The sequence below is a fragment of the Methylobacterium aquaticum genome, from assembly GCF_016804325.1.
Classification (GTDB): Bacteria; Pseudomonadota; Alphaproteobacteria; order Rhizobiales; family Beijerinckiaceae; genus Methylobacterium; species Methylobacterium aquaticum_C.
This window is the reverse complement of the sequence record NZ_CP043631.1, coordinates 14,434-40,707: the sequence shown is the minus strand read 5'-3', so window position 1 is coordinate 40,707 and position 26,274 is coordinate 14,434. Positions and strand designations below refer to the sequence as shown.

11 protein-coding genes, 11 pseudogenes and 1 other annotated feature are annotated in these 26,274 nt (G+C 60.4%); of the genes and pseudogenes, 13 read left to right on the top strand and 9 right to left on the bottom strand.

Translation table 11 applies throughout. From position 1 onward, the window contains the following. Window positions 1–71: 71 nt before the first annotated feature. From F1D61_RS35555 to F1D61_RS33635, 6 genes and pseudogenes are all read left to right on the top strand, one after another. Window positions 72–206: pseudogene (locus F1D61_RS35555) on the top strand (calcium-binding protein); the annotation flags it as partial. A gap of 230 nt (window positions 207–436) precedes the next feature. Next, window positions 437–829: a type I secretion C-terminal target domain-containing protein gene (locus F1D61_RS35550; protein ID WP_203159583.1), complete on the top strand. Its 393-nt coding sequence runs from the start codon at window positions 437–439 to the stop codon at window positions 827–829. Then, window positions 745–966 (top strand): annotated as a pseudogene (locus tag F1D61_RS35545) (calcium-binding protein); the annotation flags it as partial. The gene F1D61_RS35550 and the pseudogene F1D61_RS35545, both read left to right, overlap by 85 nt. 74 nt (window positions 967–1,040) lie before the next feature. Then, a pseudogene (locus F1D61_RS35185) lies at window positions 1,041–1,532 on the top strand (type I secretion C-terminal target domain-containing protein); the annotation flags it as partial. An 89-nt stretch (window positions 1,533–1,621) separates the two neighbouring features. Continuing rightward, window positions 1,622–7,699: pseudogene (locus F1D61_RS34720) on the top strand (type I secretion C-terminal target domain-containing protein); the annotation flags it as partial. 661 nt (window positions 7,700–8,360) lie between these two features. Continuing rightward, window positions 8,361–9,553: pseudogene (locus F1D61_RS33635) on the top strand (IS256 family transposase); the annotation flags it as partial. Between the two features lie 157 nt (window positions 9,554–9,710). On the opposite strand, the gene istB reads toward F1D61_RS33635, so the two are convergent. Further along, a complete protein-coding gene (gene istB, locus F1D61_RS33630) occupies window positions 9,711–10,442 on the bottom strand; it encodes an IS21-like element helper ATPase IstB (RefSeq protein WP_203158950.1) in 732 nt (243 codons plus the stop codon). Then, on the bottom strand, window positions 10,442–11,941 hold the full coding sequence (istA, locus tag F1D61_RS33625; protein WP_203154386.1) for an IS21 family transposase: 1,500 nt from the start codon (window positions 11,939–11,941) through the stop codon (window positions 10,442–10,444). The genes istB and istA overlap by 1 nt, the downstream gene beginning before the upstream one ends. A 342-nt stretch (window positions 11,942–12,283) precedes the next feature. Here istA and F1D61_RS33620 point away from each other — a divergent pair. Together F1D61_RS33620 and F1D61_RS33615 are read left to right on the top strand one after the other, a co-directional pair. Further along, window positions 12,284–12,565, top strand: a pseudogene (locus F1D61_RS33620) (transposase); the annotation flags it as partial. 151 nt (window positions 12,566–12,716) lie between these two features. After that, window positions 12,717–13,505, top strand: a complete 789-nt coding sequence (locus F1D61_RS33615; protein WP_203159571.1) for a DUF6492 family protein — start codon at window positions 12,717–12,719, stop codon at window positions 13,503–13,505. A gap of 470 nt (window positions 13,506–13,975) precedes the next feature. Here F1D61_RS33615 and F1D61_RS33610 read toward each other — a convergent pair. The 5 genes and pseudogenes from F1D61_RS33610 to F1D61_RS33590 form a co-directional block, all read right to left on the bottom strand. Further along, window positions 13,976–14,406, bottom strand: a pseudogene (locus tag F1D61_RS33610) (helix-turn-helix domain-containing protein); the annotation flags it as partial. A 114-nt stretch (window positions 14,407–14,520) separates the two neighbouring features. Then, window positions 14,521–15,702, bottom strand: a complete 1,182-nt coding sequence (locus tag F1D61_RS33605; RefSeq protein WP_203159570.1) for a glycosyltransferase family 4 protein — start codon at window positions 15,700–15,702, stop codon at window positions 14,521–14,523. 66 nt (window positions 15,703–15,768) lie between these two features. Then, window positions 15,769–17,538, bottom strand: a complete 1,770-nt coding sequence (locus tag F1D61_RS33600; protein WP_203159569.1) for a DUF4214 domain-containing protein — start codon at window positions 17,536–17,538, stop codon at window positions 15,769–15,771. Window positions 17,539–17,991: 453 nt separating this feature from the next. Further along, window positions 17,992–19,037: pseudogene (locus F1D61_RS33595) on the bottom strand (IS3 family transposase); the annotation flags it as partial. Beyond that, window positions 18,823–18,939: a sequence feature (AL1L pseudoknot), on the bottom strand. (Overlaps the previous pseudogene by 117 nt.) 964 nt (window positions 19,038–20,001) lie before the next feature. Continuing rightward, window positions 20,002–20,532: pseudogene (locus tag F1D61_RS33590) on the bottom strand (recombinase family protein); the annotation flags it as partial. 330 nt (window positions 20,533–20,862) lie between these two features. On the opposite strand from F1D61_RS33590, the gene F1D61_RS33585 reads away from it, so the two are divergent. Further along, window positions 20,863–21,543, top strand: coding sequence for a ParA family protein (locus F1D61_RS33585; RefSeq protein ID WP_203159580.1), 681 nt, complete (start codon window positions 20,863–20,865; stop codon window positions 21,541–21,543). Beyond that, window positions 21,540–21,851, top strand: coding sequence for a hypothetical protein (locus tag F1D61_RS33580; protein ID WP_203159579.1), 312 nt, complete (start codon window positions 21,540–21,542; stop codon window positions 21,849–21,851). The genes F1D61_RS33585 and F1D61_RS33580 overlap by 4 nt, the downstream gene beginning before the upstream one ends. A gap of 85 nt (window positions 21,852–21,936) precedes the next feature. Here F1D61_RS33580 and F1D61_RS33575 read toward each other — a convergent pair whose 3' ends face one another. Then, window positions 21,937–22,689 (bottom strand): hypothetical protein, encoded by a 753-nt coding sequence (locus F1D61_RS33575; protein WP_203159578.1) that lies wholly within the window; start codon window positions 22,687–22,689, stop codon window positions 21,937–21,939. A gap of 608 nt (window positions 22,690–23,297) precedes the next feature. On the opposite strand from F1D61_RS33575, the gene F1D61_RS33570 reads away from it, so the two are divergent. The 3 genes and pseudogenes from F1D61_RS33570 to F1D61_RS33565 form a co-directional block, all read left to right on the top strand. Beyond that, window positions 23,298–23,984, top strand: a complete 687-nt coding sequence (locus F1D61_RS33570; protein ID WP_203159577.1) for a ProQ/FINO family protein — start codon at window positions 23,298–23,300, stop codon at window positions 23,982–23,984. Between the two features lie 6 nt (window positions 23,985–23,990). Continuing rightward, a pseudogene (locus tag F1D61_RS34705) lies at window positions 23,991–24,095 on the top strand (IS5/IS1182 family transposase); the annotation flags it as partial. A gap of 232 nt (window positions 24,096–24,327) precedes the next feature. Then, a pseudogene (locus F1D61_RS33565) lies at window positions 24,328–24,447 on the top strand (IS6 family transposase); the annotation flags it as partial. A 101-nt stretch (window positions 24,448–24,548) separates the two neighbouring features. On the opposite strand, the gene F1D61_RS33560 reads toward F1D61_RS33565, so the two are convergent. After that, window positions 24,549–25,784: a glycosyltransferase family 4 protein gene (locus F1D61_RS33560; RefSeq protein WP_203159576.1), complete on the bottom strand. Its 1,236-nt coding sequence runs from the start codon at window positions 25,782–25,784 to the stop codon at window positions 24,549–24,551. Window positions 25,785–26,274 lie beyond the last annotated feature (490 nt).

Genomic DNA, 26,274 nt, shown 5'->3' with positions numbered 1-26,274 from the left:
GGGGGTGACATGCCGGTCATCAATGGCGACAGCGCAAATAATTCGCTCAATGGCGCAGCACTGACGATACCATTAATGGTTTAGGTGGAAGTGATACGCTGTATGGCAATGATGGCGCGGATAGCCTCGACGGTGGCGCTGATAATGATTTATTATACGGTGGCACTGGCAACGACACTCTAATCGGTGGGGATGGTCGCGATACACTATACGGCCAGGCCGGCAACGACACCCTGAACGGCGGACCGGGGACGATTTCCTGCAGGATTACGAGGTCGAACAGCCTGTCGGGCGGAGACGGCGACGACACCTTTGATTATGTCAGCTACGGCACCAGCACCGGTGGGGTCGACACCCTCAGCGGCGGCGCGGGCCGCGACACCTACCGGTCAACGGCTCCACCGCGTACAACAATCCGACCAACCTCAAGACCGACATCATCACCGACTTCGCCGCTGGTGACAACGGCGACAGCCTCGACCTGTCGAATGTCACCAACTACTACCTGGATGGCTGGACGCAAGGGACGAACCCGTTCACGAGCGGCTACCTGCGTGTGGTGGCGGACGGCGCCGACACCCTGCTGCAGATGGACCGGGACGGCAACGGGACTGGGTACGGCTGGTTGAGCCTGGTGCGGCTACAGGGCGTTGCCCCGAGCTCGCTGACGGTCGCGAACTTCAGCAACGGCTACGCGCCCAACGACGTCGGCATCACCGCACCGGCACGAGCGCCAATGAGCGGATCGACGGCAGCAACTCCCGCGACACACTGTCGGGCGGAGCCGGCAACGACACGCTGTACGGCAACGACGGTGCCGACAGCTTGAGCGGCGGGATAGGCAATGACCTGCTGTATGCCGGCTACGGCAACGACACGCTGTACGGCAACGACGGTGAGGACACATTGTACGGCGAGGCCGGCAACGACAGCCTCGACGGCGGCGGCGGTGATGACTCGCTGTACGGCGGGACCGGCAACGACACCCTGAACGGCGGGACCGGGGACGACTTACTGCAGGATTACGAGGGGTCGACAGCCTGTCGGGCGGAGACGGCGACGACACCTTTGATTATGTCAGCTACGGCGCCAGCACCGGTGGGGTCGACACCCTCAGCGGCGGCGCGGGTCGCGACACCTACCGGGTCAGCGGCTACACCGCGTACTACGATCCGACCAACCTCAAGACCGACATCATCACCGACTTCGCCGTTGGCGACAACGGCGACAGCCTCGACCTGTCGAACGTCACCAGCTACCTGGATGGCTGGACGCAAGGGACGAACCCGTTCACGAGCGGCTACCTGCGTGTGGTGGCGGACGGCGCCGACACCCTGCTGCAGATGGACCGGGACGGCAACGGGACCAGCTACGGCTGGTTGAGTCTGGTGCGGCTACAGGGCGTTGCCCCGAGCTCGCTGACGGTCGCGAACTTCAACAACGGCTACGCGCCCAACGACGTCGGCATCACCGCCACCGGCACGAGCACCAACGAGCGGATCGACGGCAGCAACTCCCGCGACACACTGTCGGGCGGAGCCGGCAACGACACGCTGTACGGCAACGACGGTGCCGACAGCTTGAGCGCCGGACCGGTAACGATTACCTGTCCGGCGGGAATGGCAATGACACGCTATCCGGCGGCGACGGCAGGGACACATTGTACGGCGAGGCCGGCAACGACAGCCTCGACGGTGGTAGCGGCAACGACACGCTGTACGGCGGGACCGGCAACGACACCCTGAACGGCGGGACCGGGGACGATTACCTGCAGGATTACGAGGGGTCGAACAGCCTGTCGGGCGGAGATGGCGACGACATCTTTGATTATGTCAGCTACGGCACCAGCACCGGTGGGATCGACACCCTCAGCGGCGGAGCGGGTCGCGACACCTACCGGGTCAGCGGCTACACCGCGTACTACGATCCGACCAACCTCAAGACCGACATCATCACCGACTTCGCCGTTGGCGACAACGGCGACAGCCTCGACCTGTCGAACGTCACCAGCTACCTGGATGGCTGGACGCAAGGGACGAACCCGTTCACGAGCGGCTACCTGCGCGTGGTGGCGGACGGCGCCGACACCCTGCTGCAGATGGACCGGGACGGCAACGGGACCAGCTACGGCTGGTTGAGTCTGGTGCGGCTACAGGGCGTTGCCCCGAGCTCGCTGACGGTCGCGAACTTCAACAACGGCTACGCGCCCAACGACGTCGGCATCACCGCCACCGGCACGAGCACCAACGAGCGGATCGACGGCAGCAACTCCCGCGACACACTGTCGGGCGGAGCCGGCAACGACACGCTGTACGGCAACGACGGTGCCGACAGCTTGAGCGGCGGGACCGGTAACGATTACCTGTCCGGCGGGAATGGCAATGACACGCTATCCGGCGGCGACGGCAGGGACACATTGTACGGCGAGGCCGGCAACGACAGCCTCGACGGTGGTAGCGGCAACGACACGCTGTACGGCGGGACCGGCAACGACACCCTGAACGGCGGGACCGGGGACGATTACCTGCAGGATTACGAGGGGTCGAACAGCCTGTCGGGCGGAGATGGCGACGACATCTTTGATTATGTCAGCTACGGCACCAGCACCGGTGGGATCGACACCCTCAGCGGCGGAGCGGGTCGCGACACTTATCGGATCGACGGCTACACCCCGCGATATAATCCAACCAATCTCCAGGCCGACATCATCACCGACTTCGCCACCGGCGACGGTGGCGACGTTCTCGACCTATCGGACCTCACCAGCAACCTAATCGGTTATACCTCGGGGACGAACCCGTTCACGAGTGGCTACCTGCGCGTGGTGGCGGACAGCACCGACACCCTGTTGCAAGTCGACGTGGATGCGAGCGGCGGTTCGTTTGGTTGGCAGTCGGTCGTCCGCTTGCAAGGCGTGAGCGCCTCCAGCTTAAGCACGACGAACTATGCTTGGCCTGGACAATTCACCGGTCAGTCCTATTCGGGAACCAGCGGCAACGACGTGTTCGCGGGCGGAGCGGGCAACGATACGCTATCCGGCAACGACGGTGCCGACAGCCTGAGCGGGGGAGCTGGCAGTGACCTGCTGTATGGTGGTATCGGCAACGATACCTTGCTCGGCGGCGATGGCCGCGACACGTTGTATGGCGAGGCCGGTGCCGACAGCCTCAATGGCGGCAGCAACAACGACTACCTCACGGCAGATGCAGGAGACGATATACTAGATGGTGGTAGCGGCGATGATACGTTATACGGTGGAGCCGGCAACGACACCCTGATTGGTGGCATCGGCGATGATTACCTCGACGACTCCGAGGGAGCCAATAGCCTCTCGGGTGGGGACGGCGACGACACCTTCGCCAATGTCAGCTACGGCACCAGCACCGGTGGGGTCGACACCCTCAGCGGCGGCGCAGGACGCGATACTTACCAGATCAGCGGTTACACAGCATACTTCAACCCAACCAATCTCAAGATCGATATCATTACAGACTTCGCTGCTGGTGACAGTGGCGATAGCCTCGATCTTTCGAGTGTTACCCCCTACCTAACCGGCTACATCTCGGGGACGAACCCGTTCACGAGCGGCTACCTGCGTGTGGTGGCGGACGGCGCCGACACCCTGCTGCAGATGGACCGGGACGGCAACGGGACCGGCTATGACTGGCTGAGCCTGGTGCGGCTGCAGGGCGTTACCCCGGGCTCGCTGACGGTCGCGAACTTCAACAACGGTTACGCGCCCAACGACGTCGGCATCACCGCCACCGGCACGAGTGCCAACGAGCAGATCAACGGCAGCAACTCCCGCGATACCCTATCGGGTGGGGCCGGCGACGACACGCTGTACGGCAACGACGGCGCGGACAGCCTGAGCGGCAGCACCGGTAACGATTACCTGTACGGCAGGAACGGCAACGACACGCTATCCGGTGGCGATGGCCGGGACCGTATCGAAGCAGACGCGGGAGACGACCTCCTGGACGGTGGCAATGGCGACGACTCGTTGTACGGTGGAGCCGGCAACGACACCCTGATTGGTGGCATCGGCGATGATTACCTCGACGACTCCGAGGGAGCCAATAGCCTCTCGGGTGGGGACGGCGACGACACCTTCGCCAATGTCAGCTACGGCACCAGCACCGGTGGGGTCGACACCCTCAGCGGCGGCGCAGGACGCGATACTTACCAGATCAGCGGTTCCACAGCATACTTCAACCCAACCAATCTCAAGATCGATATCATTACAGACTTCGCTGCTGGTGACAGTGGCGATAGCCTCGATCTTTCGAGTGTTATCCCCTACCTAACCGGCTACATCTCGGGGACGAACCCGTTCACGAGCGGCTACCTGCGTGTGGTGGCGGACGGCGCCGACACCCTGCTGCAGATGGACCGGGACGGCAACGGGACCGGCTATGACTGGCTGAGCCTGGTGCGGCTGCAGGGCGTTACCCCGGGCTCGCTGACGGTCGCGAACTTCAACAACGGTTACGCGCCCAACGACGTCGGCATCACCGCCACCGGCACGAGTGCCAACGAGCAGATCAACGGCAGCAACTCCAGTGACACGCTGTTGGGCGGGGCCGGCAACGATACGCTGTACGGCAACGACGGTGGCGACATCCTGCGCGGGAGCACCGGTAACGATTACCTGTACGGCGGGAACGGCAATGACACGCTGTCCGGCGGCGATGGCCGGGACTACCTCGCGGGCGGCGTAGGAGACGACATCCTAGATGCGGGGAGCAGCGACGACACGCTGATTGGCGAGGTTGGGAACGACATCCTGATCGGCGGCGACGGCGCCGACTATCTCGACGGTGGTGCGGGCACTGACATCGTCTCCTACCAGGACGCGACCGCCTCGGTGGTGGCGAGCCTGACGAACCCAGGTGCCAATACCGGCTTCGCAGCCGGCGACACCTACGTGTCGATCGAGAACATGATCGGGGCCGATGTCGCCGGGGCAGGTGACGTCTTGGCGGGTGATGCCGGCATCAACGTCCTCTACGGCCTCGCCGGCAACGATACACTGATTGGCGGAGCCGGCGGCGATGTCCTCGACGGCGGTGCGGGCACCGACACGGCCTCCTACCAGGACGCGACCGCTTCAGTGGTGGCGAGCTTGACGAACCCAGGTGCCAACACCGGCTTCGCGGCCGGCGACACCTACGTGTCGATCGAGAACCTGGTCGGGGCAGACGTTGCCGGTGCGGGCGATGTGCTGATAGGTGATGCCGGTGCCAATGCACTCTCCGGCCTGGCTGGCGACGACACTCTGATCGGCGGAGCCGGTGGCGATGCCCTCGACGGCGGCGCGGGTATCGACACGGCCTCCTACCAGGATGCAGTCGCCTCGGTAGTGGCGAGCTTGACGAACCCGAGTGCCAATACAGGCATTGCAGCTGGCGACACCTACGTCTCAATCGAGAACTTGATCGGGGCAGATGTCGCCGGGGCGGGTGACGTGCTCACGGGTGATGCCGGAGCCAATGCACTCTCGGGTCTGGCCGGTAATGACACTCTGATCGGTGGAGCCGGCGGCGATGTCCTCGACGGCGGCGCGGGTATCGACACGGCCTCCTACCAGGACGCGACCGCTTCAGTGGTGGCGAGCCTGACGAACCCAGGTGCCAATACCGGCTTCGCAGCCGGCGACACCTACGTGTCGATCGAGAACCTGATCGGGGCAGACGTTGCCGGCGCGGGCGACATACTCACGGGCGATGCTGGCACCAACGCCCTTTACGGCCTGGCCGGCAACGACACCCTGAACGGGCTCGACGGCAATGACAGCCTGTATGGTGGTGCCGGCGCCGATCGTCTCGACGGCGGCGCGGGTATCGACACGGCCTCCTACCAGGACGCGACCGCTTCAGTGGTGGCGAGCCTGACGAACCCAGGTGCCAATACCGGCTTCGCAGCCGGCGACACCTACGTGTCGATCGAGAACCTGGTCGGGGCAGACGTTGCCGGCGCGGGCGACATACTCACGGGCGATGCTGGCACCAACGCCCTCTACGGCCTGGCCGGCAACGACACCCTGAACGGGCTCGACGGCAATGACAGCCTGTATGGTGGTGCCGGCAGCGACAGCCTGACTGGTGGGGTGGGCAGCGATACCCTCGACGGCGGGATCGGGTTCGATGTCGCCAGCTATTCCGGCGCGTCGGCAGGGCTTACCGCGAGCCTGGCCAATCCCTCTGCCAATACCGGCGAGGCGGCCGGCGACACCTATGTCAGCATCGAGGGCCTGGTCGGCAGCGGCTTCAACGACGTCCTGATCGGGGCGGCCGCTGGCAACCTCCTGCAGGGACTGGGCGGGGATGATCTGTTCTACGCCGGGCCGGGCGGCAACACGCTGATCGGCGGAACGGGCAATGACTTCTACGTGCTCGCCTCGGCTGCCGACACGGTGATTGAGAATGCGAACGAGGGTCGCGACACCGTCTACGTCTCGGACTTCGAATACGTGCTGCCCGACAACGTCGAGCAGGCAGTGACCACCGGTGCTGGCATAGCTGCGGTGACCGGCAACGATCTCGACAACATCTTCTACGGTGGTGCCGGGACCAACACCTTCAACGGCCGCGGCGGTGACGACCAGTTCTTCGCTGGCACTGGTACCAACGTGCTGCTGGGAGGGACCGGCAACGACTACTATGTGCTCAACTCGGCATCCGACACGGTGATCGAGAATGCGAACGAAGGTCGTGACACGGTCTATGTCGGGTTTAGCTACGCTCTAACAAACAATGTCGAACAGGCAGTTGTGACTAGCAATGCCGGAGTGACCATCACGGGCAACGCCGTCGATAACGTCATCTACGGCGGCGGTGGGAACGACGTGTTCCGCGGTGGCGCGGGCAACGATTACATCTTCGGTGGTGGAGGCGATGACCTGTTCTACGGCGAGGCTGGCGCCGATACCATGATCGGTGGCGCCGGCAACGACTTCTACGTACTCGACGGCGCCAGCGACACGGTGATTGAGAACGCGAACGAGGGCCGCGACACCGTCTACGTCTCGGACTTCGAATACGTGCTGCCCGACAACGTCGAGCAGGCAGTGACCACCGGTGCTGGCACAGCTGCGGTGACCGGCAACGATCTCGACAACATCTTCTACGGTGGTGCCGGGACCAACACCTTCAACGGCCGCGGCGGTGACGACCAGTTCTTCGCTGGCACTGGTACCAACGTGCTGCTGGGAGGGACCGGCAACGACTACTATGTGCTCAACTCGGCATCCGACACGGTGATCGAGAATGCGAACGAAGGTCGTGACACGGTCTATGTCGGGTTCGACTATGCCTTAGCCGCCAACATCGAGCAGGGCGTTGTTACCAGTGCCGGGACAGTGAGCTTGACCGGCAACGAACTTGACAACGCGCTCTACGGCAACGTGGGCACCAACACGCTGAACGGAGGCGTGGGCAACGACTACCTGTACGGTGGAGCGGGAGCCGACGTGTTCGTGGAAGTGGGAAGCTTCGGACGTGACCTAGTGGCGGACTTCGTCACTGGCCAGGACAAGCTGGCGCTCGATCGTGCGCAGTTCGCGAACTTCGCGGCCGTTCAGGTGCATACGCAGCAGGTTGGGTCTGACACGGTGATCACGCTTGATGCGAACAACGCGGTGACGCTGCAGAACGTGCAGGCCTCAACCTTGCAAGCCTCGGACATCCTGTTCATTTAGACGGCGTCCCTGCTTCTCTGAAAATGCGAGCGGTGCAGGATGCACCGCTCGCATCGTTCCTGCTGCACGGACTGCAAGGCCTCACCTGAACGAGAAGGTGGGATGTAGACTCGCTCAAATCATCTCACCTGCCGGAGTTCCTGGCCGAACTGCGCACAGCTTGGAAGGCAGGGGAGGTTCGCCCGACGGCGCAGGTGAAGCCGCCGAAAGCCAAGCGCGGTCGTCACCGGCCCGGCCCGCTGGTGAGCGTCACGGACGAATTGCGGAGGTGGTTCGAGGTCGATCCGTTGGACACGGGCGGAGAGGTGCTCACGCGACTGCAGGCGGCTTACCCGGGGAGTTATCCTGACGGCCTGCTTCGAACCGTACAGCGGCGTCTGAAGCTCTGGCGGACCGAGATCGCCACCAGTTTGGTGGTCGGCCCTCCAGCAGCGCCAGCGTCCGCGAGCTTACCTTCAGGCGCATCTGCGTGAGGCAACGACCAGCCAGCTCGGGGAGCAGGTCGTGTCCCTTGGATTGGTGTAGCTGACCGAGAGCGGGAGAGCCCGCCTGCGCGCCCTCACAGCGCTGTAGCAGGCGGGATCTCACGCGGGGGTGGCCATCGGCGGTGACGGGTTAGGATCGGGTTGTGAGCCACCAACCCGAACCCGGGAGACCCCCGATGACCGATGCCGTTATGAGCCTGCGGGCGCTGGCTGAGAAGAGTGCGGACGCGGACGTGCTGCGCGAGATGATCGGCTTTGCCGCGCAACGTCTGATGGAACTGGAGGTGGGCGGCCTGACCGGCACGGCCCACGGCGAGAAGAACCCGGAGCGGCTGGCCCAGCGCAACGGGTACCGCGACCGGGACTGGCAGACACGGGCCGGCACCGTCGAGCTGCGCATCCCGAAGCTGAGGACGGGCAGCGACTTCCCGAGTTTCCTGGAACCACGTCGGATGACCGAGAAGGCGCTGACCGCGGTGATCCAGGAGGCCTACATCCAGGGCATCTCGACCCGCGCGGTCGACGATCTGGTCTAGGCCTTGGGCGGGACGGGGATCTCCAAGAGCCAGGTCAGCCGGCTGTGCCAGGAGATCGACGAGCGGGTGAACGCCTTCCTCGACCGGCCGATCGAAGGCGAGTGGCCCTACCTGTGGATCGACGCGACCTACGTGAAGGTGCGACAGAACCACTGTATCGTCTCGGTGGCCGTCATCGTAGCAGTGGGCGTCAACACGGATGGGCGACGCGAGGGGGCACCCATCGTGGCCTGCCACGATGGGAACCCCTGCTGGGGCTCGACATCGGTCCGTCCGAGGCCGAGACCTTCTGGACCGAGTTCCTGCGCAAGCTAGCCCGGCGCGGCCTGCGCGGGGTCAAGCTGGTGGTCTCGGACGCGCATGAGGGCATCAAGGCGTCCATCGCCAAGGTGATGACCGCCTCCTGGTAGCGGTGCCGGGTGCACTTCATGCGCAACGTCCCGGCCCATGCCGGCCGCTCGGGCCGACGCGTCGTCTCGGCCTTCATCGCCACCGCCTTCGCCCAGGAGGACGCCGAAGCTGCCCGCCAGCAATGGCGGCGGGTGGCCGATCAACTCCGGCCCAAGGTGCCCAAGCTGGCTGCCCTCATGGACACAGCCGAGACCGACGTCCTGGCCTCCATGGGCTTCCCGGCCGCCCACCGTGCCAAGCTGCACTCGACAAACCCGCTCGAGCGCCTCAACGGCGAGATCAAGCGCCGCACCGAGGTCGTCGGCATCTTCCCCGACGAGCCCTCGATCCGCAGGCTCGTCGGCGCGATCCTGCTGGAGCAGAACGACGAGTGGGCCGTGCAGCGTTGCCGATACATGACCCTGGAAAGCATCGCCCCGATCGGCGTGTCAAACGGCATCGGAACGGGACCCCTGATCGGCGTCCAATCGGGCCCCCTTGTTGAGCATGCGCGACGCCCCTGCTCAGCCCGGCGAAGCGGGTCGGGGTGGCGCAGCCGGGCTGAGCAGGGGGCCAGGATGAGCCGCGCACAGGCCGCCCTCACGCCCGGTTCTTGAAGCGCCAGCTCTCGTTGCCGGTCTCGACGATCTCGCAGTGGTGGGTCAGCCGATCGAGCAGTGCCGTCGTCATCTTGGCGTCGCCGGCAAACACGCTCGGCCACTCCCCGAACGCCAGGTTGGTCGTCACCACGATCGAGGTGGTCTCGTAGAGCCGGCTGATCAGGTGGAACAGCAGCTGACCGCCCGACTGCGCGAACGGCAGGTAGCCGAGTTCGTCCAGCACCACCAGGTCGGGCCGGGCGAGGTGGTCGGCGATGCGGCCCTGCCGGCCGGCTCGCGCCTCGGCCTCGAGCCGGTTGACGAGGTCGACCACGTTGTAGAACCGGGCCCGCGCCCCGTCCCGGATGCACGACCGGGCGACCGCGATGGCCAGGTGCGTCTTGCCCGTGCCGGTGCCGCCCACCAGCACGACGTTGCGCTGGTGGGCCAGGAACTCGCCGCCGCAGAGGTCGCGCACCAGACCTTCGTTGATCGGCGTCCCGGCAAAGGCGAACTCGGCGAGGTCCTTGGCCAGGGGCAGCTTGGCAATCGTCATCTGGTAGCGGATCGAGCGCGCCTGCTTCTCGCTGATCTCGGCCTGCAACAGGTCGCCGACGATCTGCTGCGGTTCGTGGCTGCGCTTGAGGGCGACCTTGATGATCTCGTCGTAGGCCGCCTTCATCCCGAACAGCTTCAGCTCGCCCATGGTGGCGAGGATCTGCTGACGTTCCATCATGGGGCTCTCCTCAGGCTGTCGTAGCGGGCACAGTCGGCGACCGGCTCGTGGCGCAGCCGCAGGCTCTCGGGCGTCAGCAGCGAGACGGGCGCGGGCGGCTCCCGCTGGCGGGCCAGGATGTTGAGCACCACGTCGGCCGAGTGCACGCCCTCGCGCAGTGCCTCGGCGCTGGCCGCTTCGACCGCGGAGAGGCCGTCGCCGAGCACGGCGGTGAGGATCTCGACCATCTGGCGGTCGCCGTCGGCGCTGCCGGCGAGCTTGCGGCGGATCCGTTCGAGGGCGGCGGGCAGGACCCAGTCCTTGAACGGTGCGCCGTTGCGCAGCGCGCCGGGCTTGCGGGCGAGCACGGGGACGTAGTGCCAGGGGTCGAACACCGTCTGGCCGCGTCCGAAGGCCCGCGGGTGCTCGGCGACGACGCGTCCGTCCTGGCGGATCTCGATGCGCTCGGCATAGGCGCGCACCTCGACCGGGCGACCGATGGCCGAGGCCATGACCGAGTACTTGTTGTTGTCGAAGCGCACCAGGCAGGTCGAGGACACGGCCGCCGGGACGGCGTGGAAGCCGTCGAAGCGTCCGGCGTAGGGGACCAGGGCTCCCCGTTCGGCTTCGAAGGCCTGCCAGATCGTCAGTTCGCGCTGCTCGGGATGCGGGTGGGCCTTGGCGTAGGCGACGACCCCGTCGAGCAGCAGGGCGTTGAGCTCGTCGTAGCTTCTCACCCGGACGCGCGGGGTGAACAGGCGCTCGCGCACCAGCCCGACCTGGTTCTCGACCTGCCCCTTCTCCCAGCCTGACGCGGGCGTGCAGGCCACGGGCTCGACGAGGTAGTGCGAGCACATCTGCAGGAAGCGGCGGTTGTAGGCGCGCTCGCGCCCGACGAAGATCGTCTCGACCGCGGTCTTCATGTTGTCGTAGATGCCCCGCTGGCAGGTGCCGCGGAAGAAGGCGAACGCCCGGTCGTGGGCGTCGAAGACCATCTCCTGGCTCTCGCGCGGATAGGCCCGCACGAACAGCATGCGCGAGTGGCAGAGCCGGACGTGGGCGACCTTGACCGTCGTGGTGACGCCGGCGATCAGCACGATCTCGTGGCTCCAGTCGAACTGGTAGGCCTCACCCGGGGCGAAGGCGAGTGGCACGAAGGCGGGAGCCGTCACGCTGGCCTGCTGGCGCTTCCACGTCTTGGCGTAGCGGCGGACGGCATCATAGCCGCCCTCGTAGCCGAGCCCCCGCAGCGCCTCGAAGATACGGGTCAGCGTCAGCCGCTCCCGCGCCGGCTTCCCCGTATTGGCCGCCAGCATCCGGTCGAGCTCGTCGCGCCAGGGCCCGAGCTTGGGTGCAGGCTGGACGCTGCGGGTGTAGCGGAAGGCAGTTGCCTCCGAGCGGATCACCTTCCTGACGACCTTGCGGGAGAGCTTCAGCTCCCGGCAGATCTGCTTGATCGGCTTATGCTGCACGAAGTACGCGCGGCGGATCTTCGCGACCGTCTCCACGACCAACATCCTCCGCGAGCCTCCCGTTCCGAATGCGGGAGGCAGTCTGGATGAAGTATCCTGGGGGTCCCGTTTGGACGCCGATCACCCCGGAAACGGGGTCCTTATTCCACGCCTAATCACAATCGGCGATGATCCCCTCGTCAGCCAGCCAAATCTCGCAGTCTGATCAGTCCGGCCCTGCCGGTCAGCGTGGTGGACCACAAGCAGCTACACCACGCTACGGGACACAATCGCTCCCACCCCTGTCTGCGGCGTCTATCGGCGGCTCGGTCGGTGTCGGTGCCTCACCCTGATCTCCCACGCCATCCGGGTCGATGCGGAAGTCGGTGAAATCAGTGGTCTTGGTTCCCCGACACCGCCCGTGGTAAGCCGCTCGAGATCTGGTTCCAGGACGAGGCCCGCGTCGGCCGGCAAGGCACGCTGACGCGGGTCTGGGCGCGCAAGGGGACGCGCCCGCGAGCGCCGCGCGACCAACGCTACAAGTGGACCTACCTGTTCGGAGCGGCCTGCCCGGCGCGGGGCACCAGCGCGGCTCTGGTGCTGCCGACGGTCAACACCGCAATGATGTCGCTGCATCTGGCCGAGATCAGCCGGCAGGTGGCACCCGCCGTGCACGCGATCCTGGTGCTGGTTTCGTGCTATTTGGTGATTCGGATAACGAAGCAATCAGGAATGGCGACAGGGGTTCGCGAGCCATCCGCGATAAAAGGGGAGGCGTCAGGAGATCCTCATCTATTAGTAAAGAATTACGTAGTTTTGCGACCTACATAGGAGCACTAAGTTGAATACAAAGTACGCATCCGATAAATCACACGGCATTATCATTCGTACTTATTCGAAAGATGCAGAAAGACTAAATTTATGTTTGTTTTCTATTGCAAAATATTGTCGCGGTTTTAAAGAAATCGTAGTGGTTTGTCCCGAGTCATCTGCCGAAGCAATACGCTCTGTCGTTAGTATTTATCCAAACGTTTCATTGATGCTATGTCAAAATTATCAAAACGACATGATTGGCCAACAAATAACTAAATTGAATTCTCATAAATATTTAACAAGTGATTTTATATATCATGTTGACAGTGATTGTTATTTTTCAAAGAATTATACCCCAGATTGTAATTTTGAGAACGGGCTTCTTAAGCTGTATCACCGCGAATACGAATTCTTTTACAAATCTGGTATTCGAATGCCTTGGCAATCTATAACGTCTCGATTTCTTGGGCAGCAAGTCGATTTTGAATTTATGTCTCTTTTTCCTCTCGTATATCCTAGAGATCTATACATAGATCTTGAGAAATGGTTTAGTGAATTTCATAATTTAAGCTATGAAGCAATTGAAAATATGGTTGATGCGCCTTGGGCTTTCTCTGAATTTAATCTAATGGGAGCTTTTAGTTATTACAAGGCGTTAATAGACAAACCTTACCATCTACATCTCAACTGGAGAGATTTCGAGCCTGATAAATATTTAATTCAGACATGCCAAGATGGAGCAACCGATCGGGCAATTTCTGAAACCGAAATGGAAGAAATAACTAGCTTACTTGGATTTACAAAATCAGATATGTAACTAATATAGAATTAATTTACCAGTTAAATTAGGATGTAAAATCCTAGTCAATAGATCTGTTTAGATCAAGGTGTGGTGCCTGTGACAGCGAGAAACCGACAGGACTGGTGTGTTACTCAACCTTGCCCAAGCAGAGCCCACCGGCACCACAGCGCGTTGATAAATTGAACGCTCGAAAGATCACCATAGCGCGGGGCTATCTCCGAATAGCGCGGGGCTATCTCCGAGCTACCGATTGCCTCAACCCTTGACTTGGGATTGCCCCGGATTGGGTTCTTGCTCGCTTTGCGTGGACGCTGGGTTGCCTTGAGGACCGGGTCCGGCTGATCTGGAGCCCCGCGCGCGCTGATCGTCTCCGCGAATGGCGGCGCTATCAGGGAGGCCGGCCGCTCTTCGTGCCGGCTCGGAATGGTGCTCGCCTGTCGCCATCCACGCAAAGGGAGCAAGAACCACAGAAACGGGGCAATCCCAGGTGCGCACCCGGTGTGGCTGCAGACGGTGCTTCTGCCAGATGCGCTGGACCGAGCGAAGCGAGATGCCGATCGCGGCCGCAACGGCGCGACCAGTCCAGTGGGTGACCTCGCCGGGCGGCTCGGAGCAGGTCAGCGCCAGCACCTCGGCGACAGTGCCGGTGGAGTGAGTCGGCTTGCCAGGCGGGCGGGTCTTGTCGCGCAGCAGGCCCGTCAACGCCTTCTTCAGCGAAGCGCTGTTGCCAACGCCAGACGGCGGTCCGGCTGATGCCGGCCTGGTGGGCGACCTCGAGCACGGGCAGGCGCTCAGCGGAGAGCAGGACGATGCGGGCGCGCTGCACGTGCTTGAAGGGGCGAGCCCGATCTTCGCTGATCGCCCGCAGCCGCGTCTTCTCGGCTGCGGTGAGTATCACGCAGATGGTCCGAGCCATGCCTCAGACTCGCATGGCTCATGTGACATGCGAACTTCCCGAATGCGTCAGTGTAATATCAGCCCCACACCCCGTAATAATTACAAAAACTGCATTGTATTGAAGAAATATATATTACATATCTACGTACACGTCTACATCAACCTCCTTCTGAATGCGGCGGATTTGAGAATATTTTTTAGTAAAATCGATGTATTCTTTTTTATGGCTCATTTTTTGGGTTTGTTTTGCAGCATGAATGAATATGTCTGCAAAATTATCCCAACTGAATTTCCTAGCTTGATCGAGCCCCTTGATGATTGCAGTAGATCTGACCTCTTGAACTCGCACTGAGTTAAGCGCCTGAATCATCTCTCTGACATCCCGTCCTGATATATATATCGGAGCATTGCCCCCAACTTCAGGGAGCGATGATTGATCCGAGGTAATGACCGGGCAGCCGCACGCCATTGCCTCAAGGACCGGCATACCGAAGCCTTCATAAAGGGACGGATAAACTAACGCCGCCGCACCGCGGTATAGCGCACCAAGTTCGGCGTCTGAGACCCTTAAAAGATCGACAGAGCACATCTTCGACAAACCATTAACAAAGTCGGGCTGAATATCGGGTTCGCCACCAACGCAAATAACATCGAAGTCGATAACCGGCATCTGTTTCAAAGCACTAAAAAACAACCTGCAATTTTTATAGGATTTATGTTGCTCGCGAGAGCCTACCAATAGAACATAGGGCCGATCCGCGTTGCGAGAGGGAAGCAATTTAGAAGAGACAGCCTCTGACCTTCCGCGCTGCGATGCAGGAAAAAAGTGCTCAGGATCGTATCCGCAGTAGCCGATATGAATCTGGTTGTTGTCAATCGTCGGGTAAAATCTCTGAAGATCAGAAGCAGTTGAATTAGATATACAAACGAACTGCCGAGCGTGAACAATACTGACCTGCTTCTCCATCCAAATTCTATGCTTCAAATCAAATTCCATCACTTCTGGAATCATATCATAAACCACCATCAGGGAAGGCGTCTCGACAGGTGATGTATAGTATGTTGACGCAAATACATCAGCACCAACTTGATTGCATATATCTTGAAGCAAAAACGACTCTGCAGCCGTTGCCGAGAACGTATAACTTGGGAAAGGGATCAATCGAATTCCTTCAATGATAGGAGCCCCGCCGCGATCCAAACAAACAACTTCAATATCTGATTTATTAGCGAGCTTCGTCAGCAAAGTGCTCCAAACTCGGGAAATCCCACTTTGTGCCAGTTGAAAGAATATGCCATCTACTAGTATTTTCATCACCGTGCTCCGAACTTGCTGATAGTTTTTCGTTGACATACTGTATCAGGGATTTTCTGTAAAAATTCAGGCTAGCTGTAAAAGACTGGCTTGGGCAAGTTCGTAGCGCGAAAGCGTCTTCGCGCCTTCATCGGCCTCGAAGAGATGACACTCACGGAGGTAGCTTTCAATATCGCAAGTCAGTAAAGGTGAAATAAGTGTTTCGGCGTATTTCATCTGTATCTGCCTTGCTTCAAGAACACCAACTGTTTCAGCATTTGTCGACAGACCTTGAGGATTGACATAGTAAACTACATGGGGATCATTTATCTTATAAAATTTCTTGCCATGCTTAATACAACGTAACCAAAATTCGTAATCACCCGCAGATTTAAAGCTCGCATCAAACAAGCCGACATCAGCATGGATTGATCGGCGCCACATCGGAGCATTATGAGGTGAATTATAGGCTAGCATATTATTATTAGTTATAATTGGAAGATTACTGCGAATATTATGACTAGCAATTATTTCAAACGGCAATGTGCAATCGAAACTGTAATAAAAATCTTGATAAACAACGTCTGCAAATTTAATACTGTCGAGTGTTGCAGCCTGTAACTCAAAGGAGTCTTCGCGGCGTAGGTCATCAAGATTTGCGTTCGTAATGTATGGGGCCCTTGAAGCTTGAATGGCCATGTTCCATGCTTCATAGATTCCAATTCGATTGGGATCTCTGATGTATTTAATATTAGGATAATTTTTCAGATCATCAGCAATTATCTCGCGCTCATTCTGAGGAGAATTTGCATCAATAATCACAATCTCACAATCATGAAAAATGGTTTGCTGTTTCATATTGGTCATAAATTCTCGTATATATTTTTCTCCATTATACATACTAACAATTACGCTGACAATTGGCGTTGTCTTAGTTTTTACGTTAATATTATTTGCATTTGGTTTTACAGGCGGCGCGTCAACGACCGCCGGAGATACGGACTGTTTATCCCAATCCAATTTGCTGACGGTTTTAGTGGTGCCCAAGATAGAGGTCATATCAGGGCTCTGGGTGTAGGTGGCATTGAAACGCTCACCATACGCCGCCTCAAATAACGCCTGCAGCATTACGGCTCTGGGAAGATTTCCCAGCCTGAGCTGAGCCTCCCAGTGGGCAATCTCGATGGGAGTTGCTGCGCGACCCAGCACAATAAGATAGGCTGCTTGTATGAATTTTCCATCGGCGATTTGCGGTAATATTTTAGATCGTTGGTTGGCCTGTCGAGCCTCTTCGCTTGTTGCTAGTCCATGTATAATATCTGGGAATCCAGCCCCGTCTTTAACATGCTGTACCCAGATGTTGATTTCTTTGTCAGCTGGTCTACGATTGAAGAATGTTTTGTAGAGCGCGATAATTGCCTCTGCAATTGCGTTCAAATTCGTTGACGGCACCTGACCAAAGTTGTTGCGCGCTAAGTTAGCTTTTGCCTCTTCGCTGTCAGCAATAATATTATAAAAAGCAGTGTGAGGGTCAGTGCTTTGCGCTAATCCTGCCCAAGATTTTATTTCATCTTCTGATGGGCTTCGGCTGAGCAGCGCCCTATAAATGCGGCTTACATAGTTTTCCCAGTTCGCGACCCGTGCGGCTTCGGAATTATCAGATAGCACCGATTTAAGGGCGGCCTCCTCGCTGCTGCGTATGCCATCGATGATACTGGCAAGCGGGATGCCATTCCTTACGAGATTTAGATGATGTTCGATATCTATATCACTCGCCTCACGACACAATGTATAAATAAATTCCGATTGGATTATCTCTGCGATGTCAGTGTCTTGCAGTTGAATCAGCGATGACATAGTTCTGCTTCCCCAAAATTCAAGCTTAACGATGCGGTGAACTTACCGCTATTTACTTTACTGCGTCTTCACTAAATGCTGCTTATTGCCTTGTTTGGACTCGAAAATATATTTTATTGATAATACTATTACGCATTAATACTATTATATTCTAGCATGATTCAAACTCCAAATTATATTACGATATAAAATAATATATGTTATATTGCTTATTCTATTTTAACGATGCAAATATTATAACTATCTACTTGATTTATTGCTTTCTTTTTCAAAATAATTGCGAATATACGCCAATCCTTCGATCCTGCTCATTGCGGAAAATTTCATCCTTGATCCGTTCCAGTGCTCGGCACCTCTATAGCGGCAAAACAAGCCTCAAGGTAGTGCCTCCCTGCCACCGGTTTTTGCAACCAGTGAACCGGTGCGGGTTTCTCGGAGGCTGTTTGTCTTGGGTCAGGCGGCCAGGGCCTGGTCGCCAATGTTGACATGATAGCGCGCTTCGGCCTCGGCGGGAGGGACGTTGCCGATTAGCGCGAGGAGGCGACGGTGGTTTATCAGTCGACCCGCTCCAGAGTGGCGTACTCGATAGCCTCGAAGGGGCGCTACGGGCCACGCCGGTGGATGACCTCCACCTTGAACAAGCCGTTGATCGTCTCCGCCAAGGCGTTGTCGTAAGAGTCGCCGACGCTGCCGACCGACGGCTCGATGCCCGCTCCGGCCAGGCGCTCAGTGTACCGTATAGCTAAATATTGCGAGCCGCGGTCCGAATGATGCACCAGCCCGCTGCCTTGGATGGGACGACGCTCGTGCAGGGCCTGCTCCAGGGCATCCAGCACGAAGCCTGCGTGTGCACGACGGTGATGCTCGCCAGCCAGCAATGCGCCGGGCGAACACATCAATGACGAACGTCACGTACATGAAGCCCGACCACGTCGCCACGTAGGTGAAGTCGCTGACCAACAAGGCGTTCGGTCGGGGAGCCTTGAAGTGGCGGTTGACCCGATCAAGCGGACAGGCAGTGGCCGGGTCGGGGATCGTTGTGCGAACGGTCCTGCCACGCACCACCCCCGCCAAGCCCAATCGGCGCATCAGCCGCACCACCGTGCATCGAGCAGTCACGATCCCCTCCCGGGCCAGCTGCCGCCACACCTTCCGCAAACCGTAGACGCAGAAGTTCGCGTCGAACACACGCTGGATCTCAATCATCAAGGCCGCGTCGCTACGAGTACGAACCGGTTGCTTCTCAGGATCGGCACGCCGGGCGGCATGCAGGTAGTAGGTCGACGGGGCAATTGGCAGCACCCTGCAGATCGGCTCGCCCCCGTAAGCCTCTCGATGATCGCCGATGAAGCCAATCATGGCCGCGACCGGCGGTCGAGCTCCGCCATGTCAAAATACGCGCTCGCCTTGCGCAGGATCTCGTTGGCTTGGTGCAGCTCGCGAACCTCGCGCTCCAGCGCCTTGATCCTCTCACGCTCGTCCGTCGTCTGCCCGGATCGGCGAAGGGAAAGCCGCCCATTTCCTGGAGCACGATGCCATCCCGGGCGATGTCGACGAAGAACGGGCGGCCCTGCGCCAGCTGGTCGTTCACGTCCTGGTACGTGTGCACGATCGCGTTCACCGGCGTCGCCAGACGACCGCCCACGCTCTACGTCGACCCGCAAGCCGGCACCGACAGGCCGATTAGGTACCTGGGGACGCAGCTGCGGTCGCGGCTGCCAGGAGGCAGCTTGCGCACTTGGCGCTCGCCGTAGGCCCGGCAGAGCAGGGCCTCAATATCGATTTCTCTCGGGCTCGGGTACTGGACAGGGGTGGTCCAAGGGGTTTACGAGACACTTTCCAAACCCTCGCAGGCCGATTTATCTTTTATATTATAATCCCTTATGGGATCTCTGCGAGGGTTGCGAGGGGTTTTCGCGACGTGTGTATAGAGAGACCCGAATTTTTCGGGCTTGGCGGCCCAGCCTCACGCATGAACGCGCGCGCGTACACGTGCGAGGCCAAACCCTCGCAAGGGCTCGGTAAGCATCTTGAATTGTTGAGCTTTTCGCCATGCTAGGGCTTCAACAAACCTTCGCAACCCTCGCAAAACCCTGTGCGGGATGCCGGATAGGCTGGCGCACGATAACCCTGACCGCTCTCGTCGCCGGAGGCAAGCGAATTTCTCGGAGCGACAGGGCGATCATCCCGCACCGTCCGTCGAGGGGCTGCAGGCCGCTGCCCGCTCAAGCATCCTGCTGCTATCAGGACTTGAGCACCATGCCTTTTAAGGTGTCAAATATTTGGATGATCTGCAAAAATTCACTATCGCGCAGCCAAGCTTGATGGTGCGCCCCGGGACCGAAAGTGCTCCCGATACCAGAACGCCCATCGAGAGAAGACGGCGCGTCGACATCTGATAAAATAAAGATCATTCACAGTAAAAATCACCTTAAAAGGTCTGACCTTAAAAGGCTTTCCCTTGAGTACCCGGTAGACGCTCGCCCGTCCGATCCCGAGCTGCCGCGCGATCGCTGATGCGCCCTTCCCCTCCCCTATCAACGCCTGCACGGCCTCCGGATCGACCGTGCGCGCCTGCTTGTAGACGCCGGCCGCTTTCGCCTTGGCGATCCCTTCCGCCTGGCGCTCGCGCCGGAGGTTCGTCTCGAACTCGGCGAACACGCCGAGCATGTCGAGGAAGGCCTTGCCGGCGGCGGTCGAGGTGTCGATCGGTTGCTCGGTCGCGAGCAGCCCCGCCCCTTTCCCTCTCAGCTCACGCACAATGTCCTGGAGGTCGCCGATAGAGCGCGCCAGGCGGTCGACGCGGGTGACCACCAGCGTGTCGCCCTCGCGGATGAAGGCGAGCACCGTGCGTAGTTCGTCGCGGCCGACGGTCGAGGATGCGGACACCTTCTCGGACCGGACGATGTCGCAACCGGCGGCCTTGAGGGCTGCGAGCTGCACGGTGAGGTCCTGGTCGAGGGTACTGACGCGCGCGTAGCCGATCCGGGTCATGGAATGTCTCGCAGGGTCTAGAGGGTCTCTTGTAGCTGTCTCACGGGCCGCTCAGCAACCTTGTGAGAAAGGGCGCAGGCGTCTCACCGGGTCTGCCTCGCAGAGTGTACTCTGCGTACAGGAAACAGGGCGTTCGGGATGTCGGATCCGGGCCCGGAAACGAATCATATCAATAGCTTGCAATATATAATAATACCTATTGATTGAAACTTATATCAATGCTATCATTGATATGATAGATATACCTCGCAATGTGAAGCTCTTACCTGCTAGCGGGAGCTTAAGGTTTCTCCTCGTAGGTTCGTGACGCTACCGCTAGAGGCCGCCCCCATGCCCGTGATCTCCGTCGCTAACCCCAAGGGTGGAGCCGGCAAGTCGACCACCGCGCTCGTGCTTGGCACGACGCTCGCCCACTTCGGTGGGACCGTCTCGCTCATCGACTGCGACCCTAACCGACCAATCGCCGCCTGGGCGCAGGGCGAGAGCGGCACGACGATGCGGGTGATCTCGGACGTCACCGAGAGCACGGTCGTCGGCACGATCGACCGCGAGAGGGGAGGGCGCCAGTTCGTCGTCGTCGACCTCGAGGGCACGGCCTCGCGCATGGTCTCGCGCGCGATCACCCGCTCCGACCTCGTCCTGATCCCGATGCAGGCGAGCGCTGTCGACGCGGCGCAGGCCGCCCGCGCCGTCGATCTGGTGCGCGAGGAGGAGCAGGTGATCGGCCGCGAGATCCCGTTCCGGATCGTGTTCACTCGTACGTCCTCGGCAATCCCGACGCGCAACGAGAAGATGATCGTCGAGGAGCTGCGGTCCTCCGGGATCCCGGTCCTCACGACGCACCTCAACGAGCGCGCCGCGTTCAAGTCGCTGTTCACCTACCGCGTCGCGCTCTCCGAGCTCGATCTCGCCCTCGTCAACGGCGTCCCGGCCGCCCAGGAAAACGCGCAACGCCTCTCCGAGGAGGTCGTCGAGCTGGTCGCCACCCTCACGAAGAAGGCCCGCGCATGAACCAGGACAAGAAGCCCTCCTTCGGGTTCGGCAGTAAGATCGCGTCGATCACGCCGAGCGCCGCCGATGCTCCGCCACCGGCGCCGCCCGAGGCCGAGGCGGTCGCCGAGCGGCATGGGTTCGTAGCGCGCGAGAGCGAGCAGCTCGTGCGGATGCGCGAACCGGTCAACGCGCCGACGTCCCAGATCAACGTGCGCGCCGAGACCGCCGACCTCAACGTCTTCCTCACTTGGTGCAAGACCGAGCGCCTATCCTACCGAGAGGCGTTCAAGCGGATCGCGGTGGCAATTCGGGCCGAAAAGCTCTGATCCCACCCCTTCGAATCCCTCACCGAGCGCCGGATCCTCACCAGGGTCTGGCGTTCTCGATTCCAAGGGTGGCGATAGCCGCAGGCTAGAATCGGAGGTCCGCGGCGGGCCGTCCTCCCAGTCCAGAGGCCGAATCTCCCCTCCCAAAAGCCATCGCGCCGCTTCCGCGAGCTGCCGTCTTCGATTCTAGAGAAGAATAGAATCCCTTGATCCCCGTGGAGAGAGTCGGTTTGCACCCTGTCGGTCGACGCCGCGCGAGCCAGGCGGCCCATCCCTTCGACAGGACGCGCACGAGGTTCGTCTGGTGCTTCTGCCCCTTGCGGGGGCGTTCCGTGATTGTGATGAGCCCGTCGCTCTCGGCAAGGCGTAGGGTCATCTGCGCGTGGCGGTGGCACACGCCGGCACGGGCCGCGATCTCCGCGACCGAGAGGCCGCACACGCCGCGGGCCGCGATCTCCTCCCCGACGATGAACAGGACGGCGCGCTGGCCCTCCGTGTAGCGGCGCGCGAGAAGTTCGGGCAGTGGGCTCGATCCGCCGAGGCCTCGGCGACGCTCGCGGCTTCTGGCGCGATCGGGCGAGCACTGGCGGCGGGTCGAGAACTTCGTGATCCGGGCAGCGGTCGGAGCGATCGCGGCGCCTAACGACAAGCCGGCGGGTGCAGGGGCCGGCGCCGCCCGGCTGGCGGTGCGCCGTGCCTCGATCGCGTCGTCGAGCTGGCCGGCATCCTGGTCGCTGATGAGTCCGGCGCCGTTCAATTCGTAGAGCTGCGCGCGCAAGCCCGGGAGCGCCGCCGGCAGCGCCCGGGCGATCGTCTCTTTCATTTCGGCATAGGTCATCGGTCTGGCCCTTCGGCAAAGGGCCGCGGCAGATCGTTCCTGGACGCGTGGCAGGCGCCCAGGCTCCAGACAAAGCGACCCCGTGTCCGAAAGCGGCGCTTTCAGATTGACTCGGGCGGCGATTTCGGGGACGATCCGTCTCGTTGCTGACTGGATCGGCCCTTCGGGGCACTAGACCCTCGGACGCCCTGGCAGGCTTCCGGGGGTCTCGCTTTTTCAGGGTCTCACTGCGGCGGCAGGATCTCCGGGTTGGTGCGACTCGGGTTCAGGCCATGGGTCGCGGAAGCCTACAGACAGGCACGGATTAACCCTGCCCGTCAAATCTGATCGGCTACGAGCAGTCGTGTTTCTGGGTACGGTGCGAAATCGCCATGCGGACTTCCTACGCCCACGTCAGCGCCGGTTTCACGATCCGCCGGCCTCACGCCAAGCGCGTCACCCATTCTCCTGGATAGCTCTCAGCATCGTTGTGGCCAGCAGATTAATCCAGCTCTGGCCGACGCCGCAGTGACCCGCCGAGTTGACATGGTCCTAAGCTCAGGTTCGATAGACACCCTCTGCCGTGAGTCGGACACAGATCGACCGGGCGGCGGGACAAGGGAGGTTCAATGCAGATCAGGAGCGAGCACCGCCGCGCGTCGGCTACCAGCGGCACCCGCACGCCTGCCTCTGCACCGACCCGACCTGTTCGGCCCACATTGACCCTCAAAGGTGCCGCGGCCGTACCGCCTCAATCGGGCACTCTGGAACAGCAACCGGCCGCAGCTGGGAAAATCGACGATTCCGGAGAAGCAAAGGTTGCGGCCTGCAAGCCCGCTCAGGCTCCTCGTCCCTGGAAGATGAGCCGCGAACCAGTCGTTGCCCGGCCTCGCCTCCTGGAACGAAGCCAAGCACTCAATGATCTCTTATCCGCGCCGATTGGTGTGCTCCCGGCAGGGGAGGGCGACCTGTTGCGTCCCTTCCGGATCGGCCTCGGCCCTGAGATCATCGCCCACCGCAAGCCCGACGTGACGGTGGCAGATTGCGAGAAGGCCATCCGCCGCTACGTGCGGGCTTTCTCCTACCAGTTCGCGATCGCACAGCCCGGATCGATGCGCCATGACCTCGACGGCAACCCGATTGAGGCGGTGAGCGATGCAGATCGCGAGCACGCGCAGCGCTCCTGTCGAGCCTCTCAGGAAAAATCCAGGAAGCGAGAGGCAGCACGCGCGGCGGAGAAGGCTGCGCATTCTCTCAGCGCCGTTCCGAGTGATATCAGCGAGCCGTCCGTTCCTGCCGAGTTGGCCCGTTGCTGAAAAACCAACAGACGCCTGAAGACGGACTATGAAATACTACTCCACGTCTCGGCAGGGGCGATGCTGTTCGCATCGATCAGGAGACTTATCGCATCAATAAATATAAGTTAAATATTTCATAACGACTGTTTTAGAGCGCAATAGTTGAACATGTGCATGATTTTATGTTTGTTGATGACAAATTAACTTGATTTTCTGATGATTCCGGCAAGATTTCTGCGGATATTTGCTAGGTCGGGGTGCTCGGGCCCGAGCACCCGCTCGGTGGTGGCCAGGGCGCGCTGGCAAGCGGCCGCACCCCGGCCAGACGCCTTGAGCCCGGAGCAGCCTTTAGATCGGACCGGTGACCGGCTTCGCTTCGGAATACGCAGCCCGGCGCACGACCCGAGGTTTCGAGGCGATGCTGTGACTGCGCAAGGGCTTCGGGTTCGCGGGTGTTCGAACCGTGCGAGAGCAGAACTAGCTGCTCGCCACCTGCTTTGGGCTTCCCGTCGCGAATAAAACTTGAAAGCGGGGGCGGGCAGCTACTTTTGCGCGCTGAACCCGAGTTTGCGCCATGCCCGTTCAGCTCTTAGCGACGCATCCGGCCGCGACTTCGGCGATCAGGCGCAGATGCGCCGGCAGGCAGACCCGTCTGAGGTCGTAGGCGAGCGCACTCTGCCGCGCGGCTTCGCGCAAGGGCGCCACTGCGCCGGGATCGGCCAGCACCGAGACCACCGCCTCGGCGATCGCGCGGGGCGAGAAGAAGTCGACCAGGAGCCCGTTCTCACGATCGCGGATCACCTCCTCGACCGGCGGGGTCGCCGAGCCGACGATGCAGCAGCCGAGCGCCATCGCCTCTAGCATCGACCAGGACAGCACGAACGGGTAGGTCAGGTAGACGTGGGCCGCCGAGACCCGCAGCAGGTTGACGTAGTCGCGGTAGGGGATCTTTCCAACGAAGTGGACGCGCGACAGGTCGAGGTCGCCCTTCACCTCGTCGAGATAGATGTCGCGCCAGGTCCGGCCAGCAGGGGGCTTGGCGCCGTAGCTGGTGTCGCTGCCGCCGACGATCACCGCCCGGGCCCGTGGCCGCTGGCGCAGGATCTCGGGCAAGGCCCGCATGAAGCTGTGGTAGCCGCGATAAGGCTCGAGATTGCGGTTGACGAAGGTGACGACCTCGTCCTCGGCCCCGAGCGATAGCCTGTCCCTGCCGAGCGCGATCCGCACGCTCCGATCCGGCTGTAGTCGATCGGTGTCGATGCCGTCGTGGATGACGCTGAGACGGTCCTGGAAGAGGGCCGGGATGCGGCTCGCCTGCCAGGCTGTCGGGCTGACGAGGTGGTCGGAGGCCTCGAAGGCGACGAGCTGGGCGGCGTTGCGGGCGCGGGTGCGGAAGGCGTCGCCCTCAGGTCTAGGGAACTCTGGGTCGAAGTCGGTATCGGCACCGGTGGCGCTGTAGAAGAACTCCGCGAAGGTCAGGAGCCGGGCCCGCGGCCAGACGTCCTTGAGGAACAGCGTCTCGCCCCAGCCCGAATGGCCGCAGATCAGGTTCGGCATAAACCCCTCGGCCTTTAGCGCTTGCGCTGCCCGCGCTGCGGCTTCACCCCTCAGGACTGCGGTCTCAAAGCTCTCTGCGAGGGAGTTGATCCCTGGGGTGGAGCGGCCCGCGACGGCGTAGCGGACGTGGCGCACCCCCGGCAGGGCCGGCGCCGGGTTAATGCCGAGCGCCACGACCTCGGTGCCGGGCCGGGCGGCGAGGGCTGGCGCGACGTGGCGATACTGGCCAGGGAAATTCTGATGAACAAAGATAACGCGCATCAATGTCAGGTTAGCCCCGTGAGAGGGTGGGCTTGGTGATTCGACCAAAGACCCTTGACTTTTAGCATTGTCTCAGACGAAGCGGAATACAACTTCGCCCAAGCCTGTCTCCAACGCTATCAACCACGTGCCTAAGTGTTTATTGCCACATCAAATCAGATTGCTGCCCCACTTTGAAATCGGCTCATACTCACAACAAATTATCGTGATTGAATATATCTGATTGAGCGAAAAATATCGAGATGCAATGAAGTCTTCATATTCATATATTATGGTAATTTGTTCAAAAAATTTCAAAAAGAAATGTTTTGATGCTGACTGAAAATTTAAAATATAATATAAAAAATATTACACAAAAATATCTAATTAAATAATATTTTTTATATAAGTATATCTATCAATCGAATGCATGATTTTTTATTCAATGATGGCCAATTTAATATATAAATATAAAGTCGATTCAATCAATGGTTGTTTTTTATACGTACTA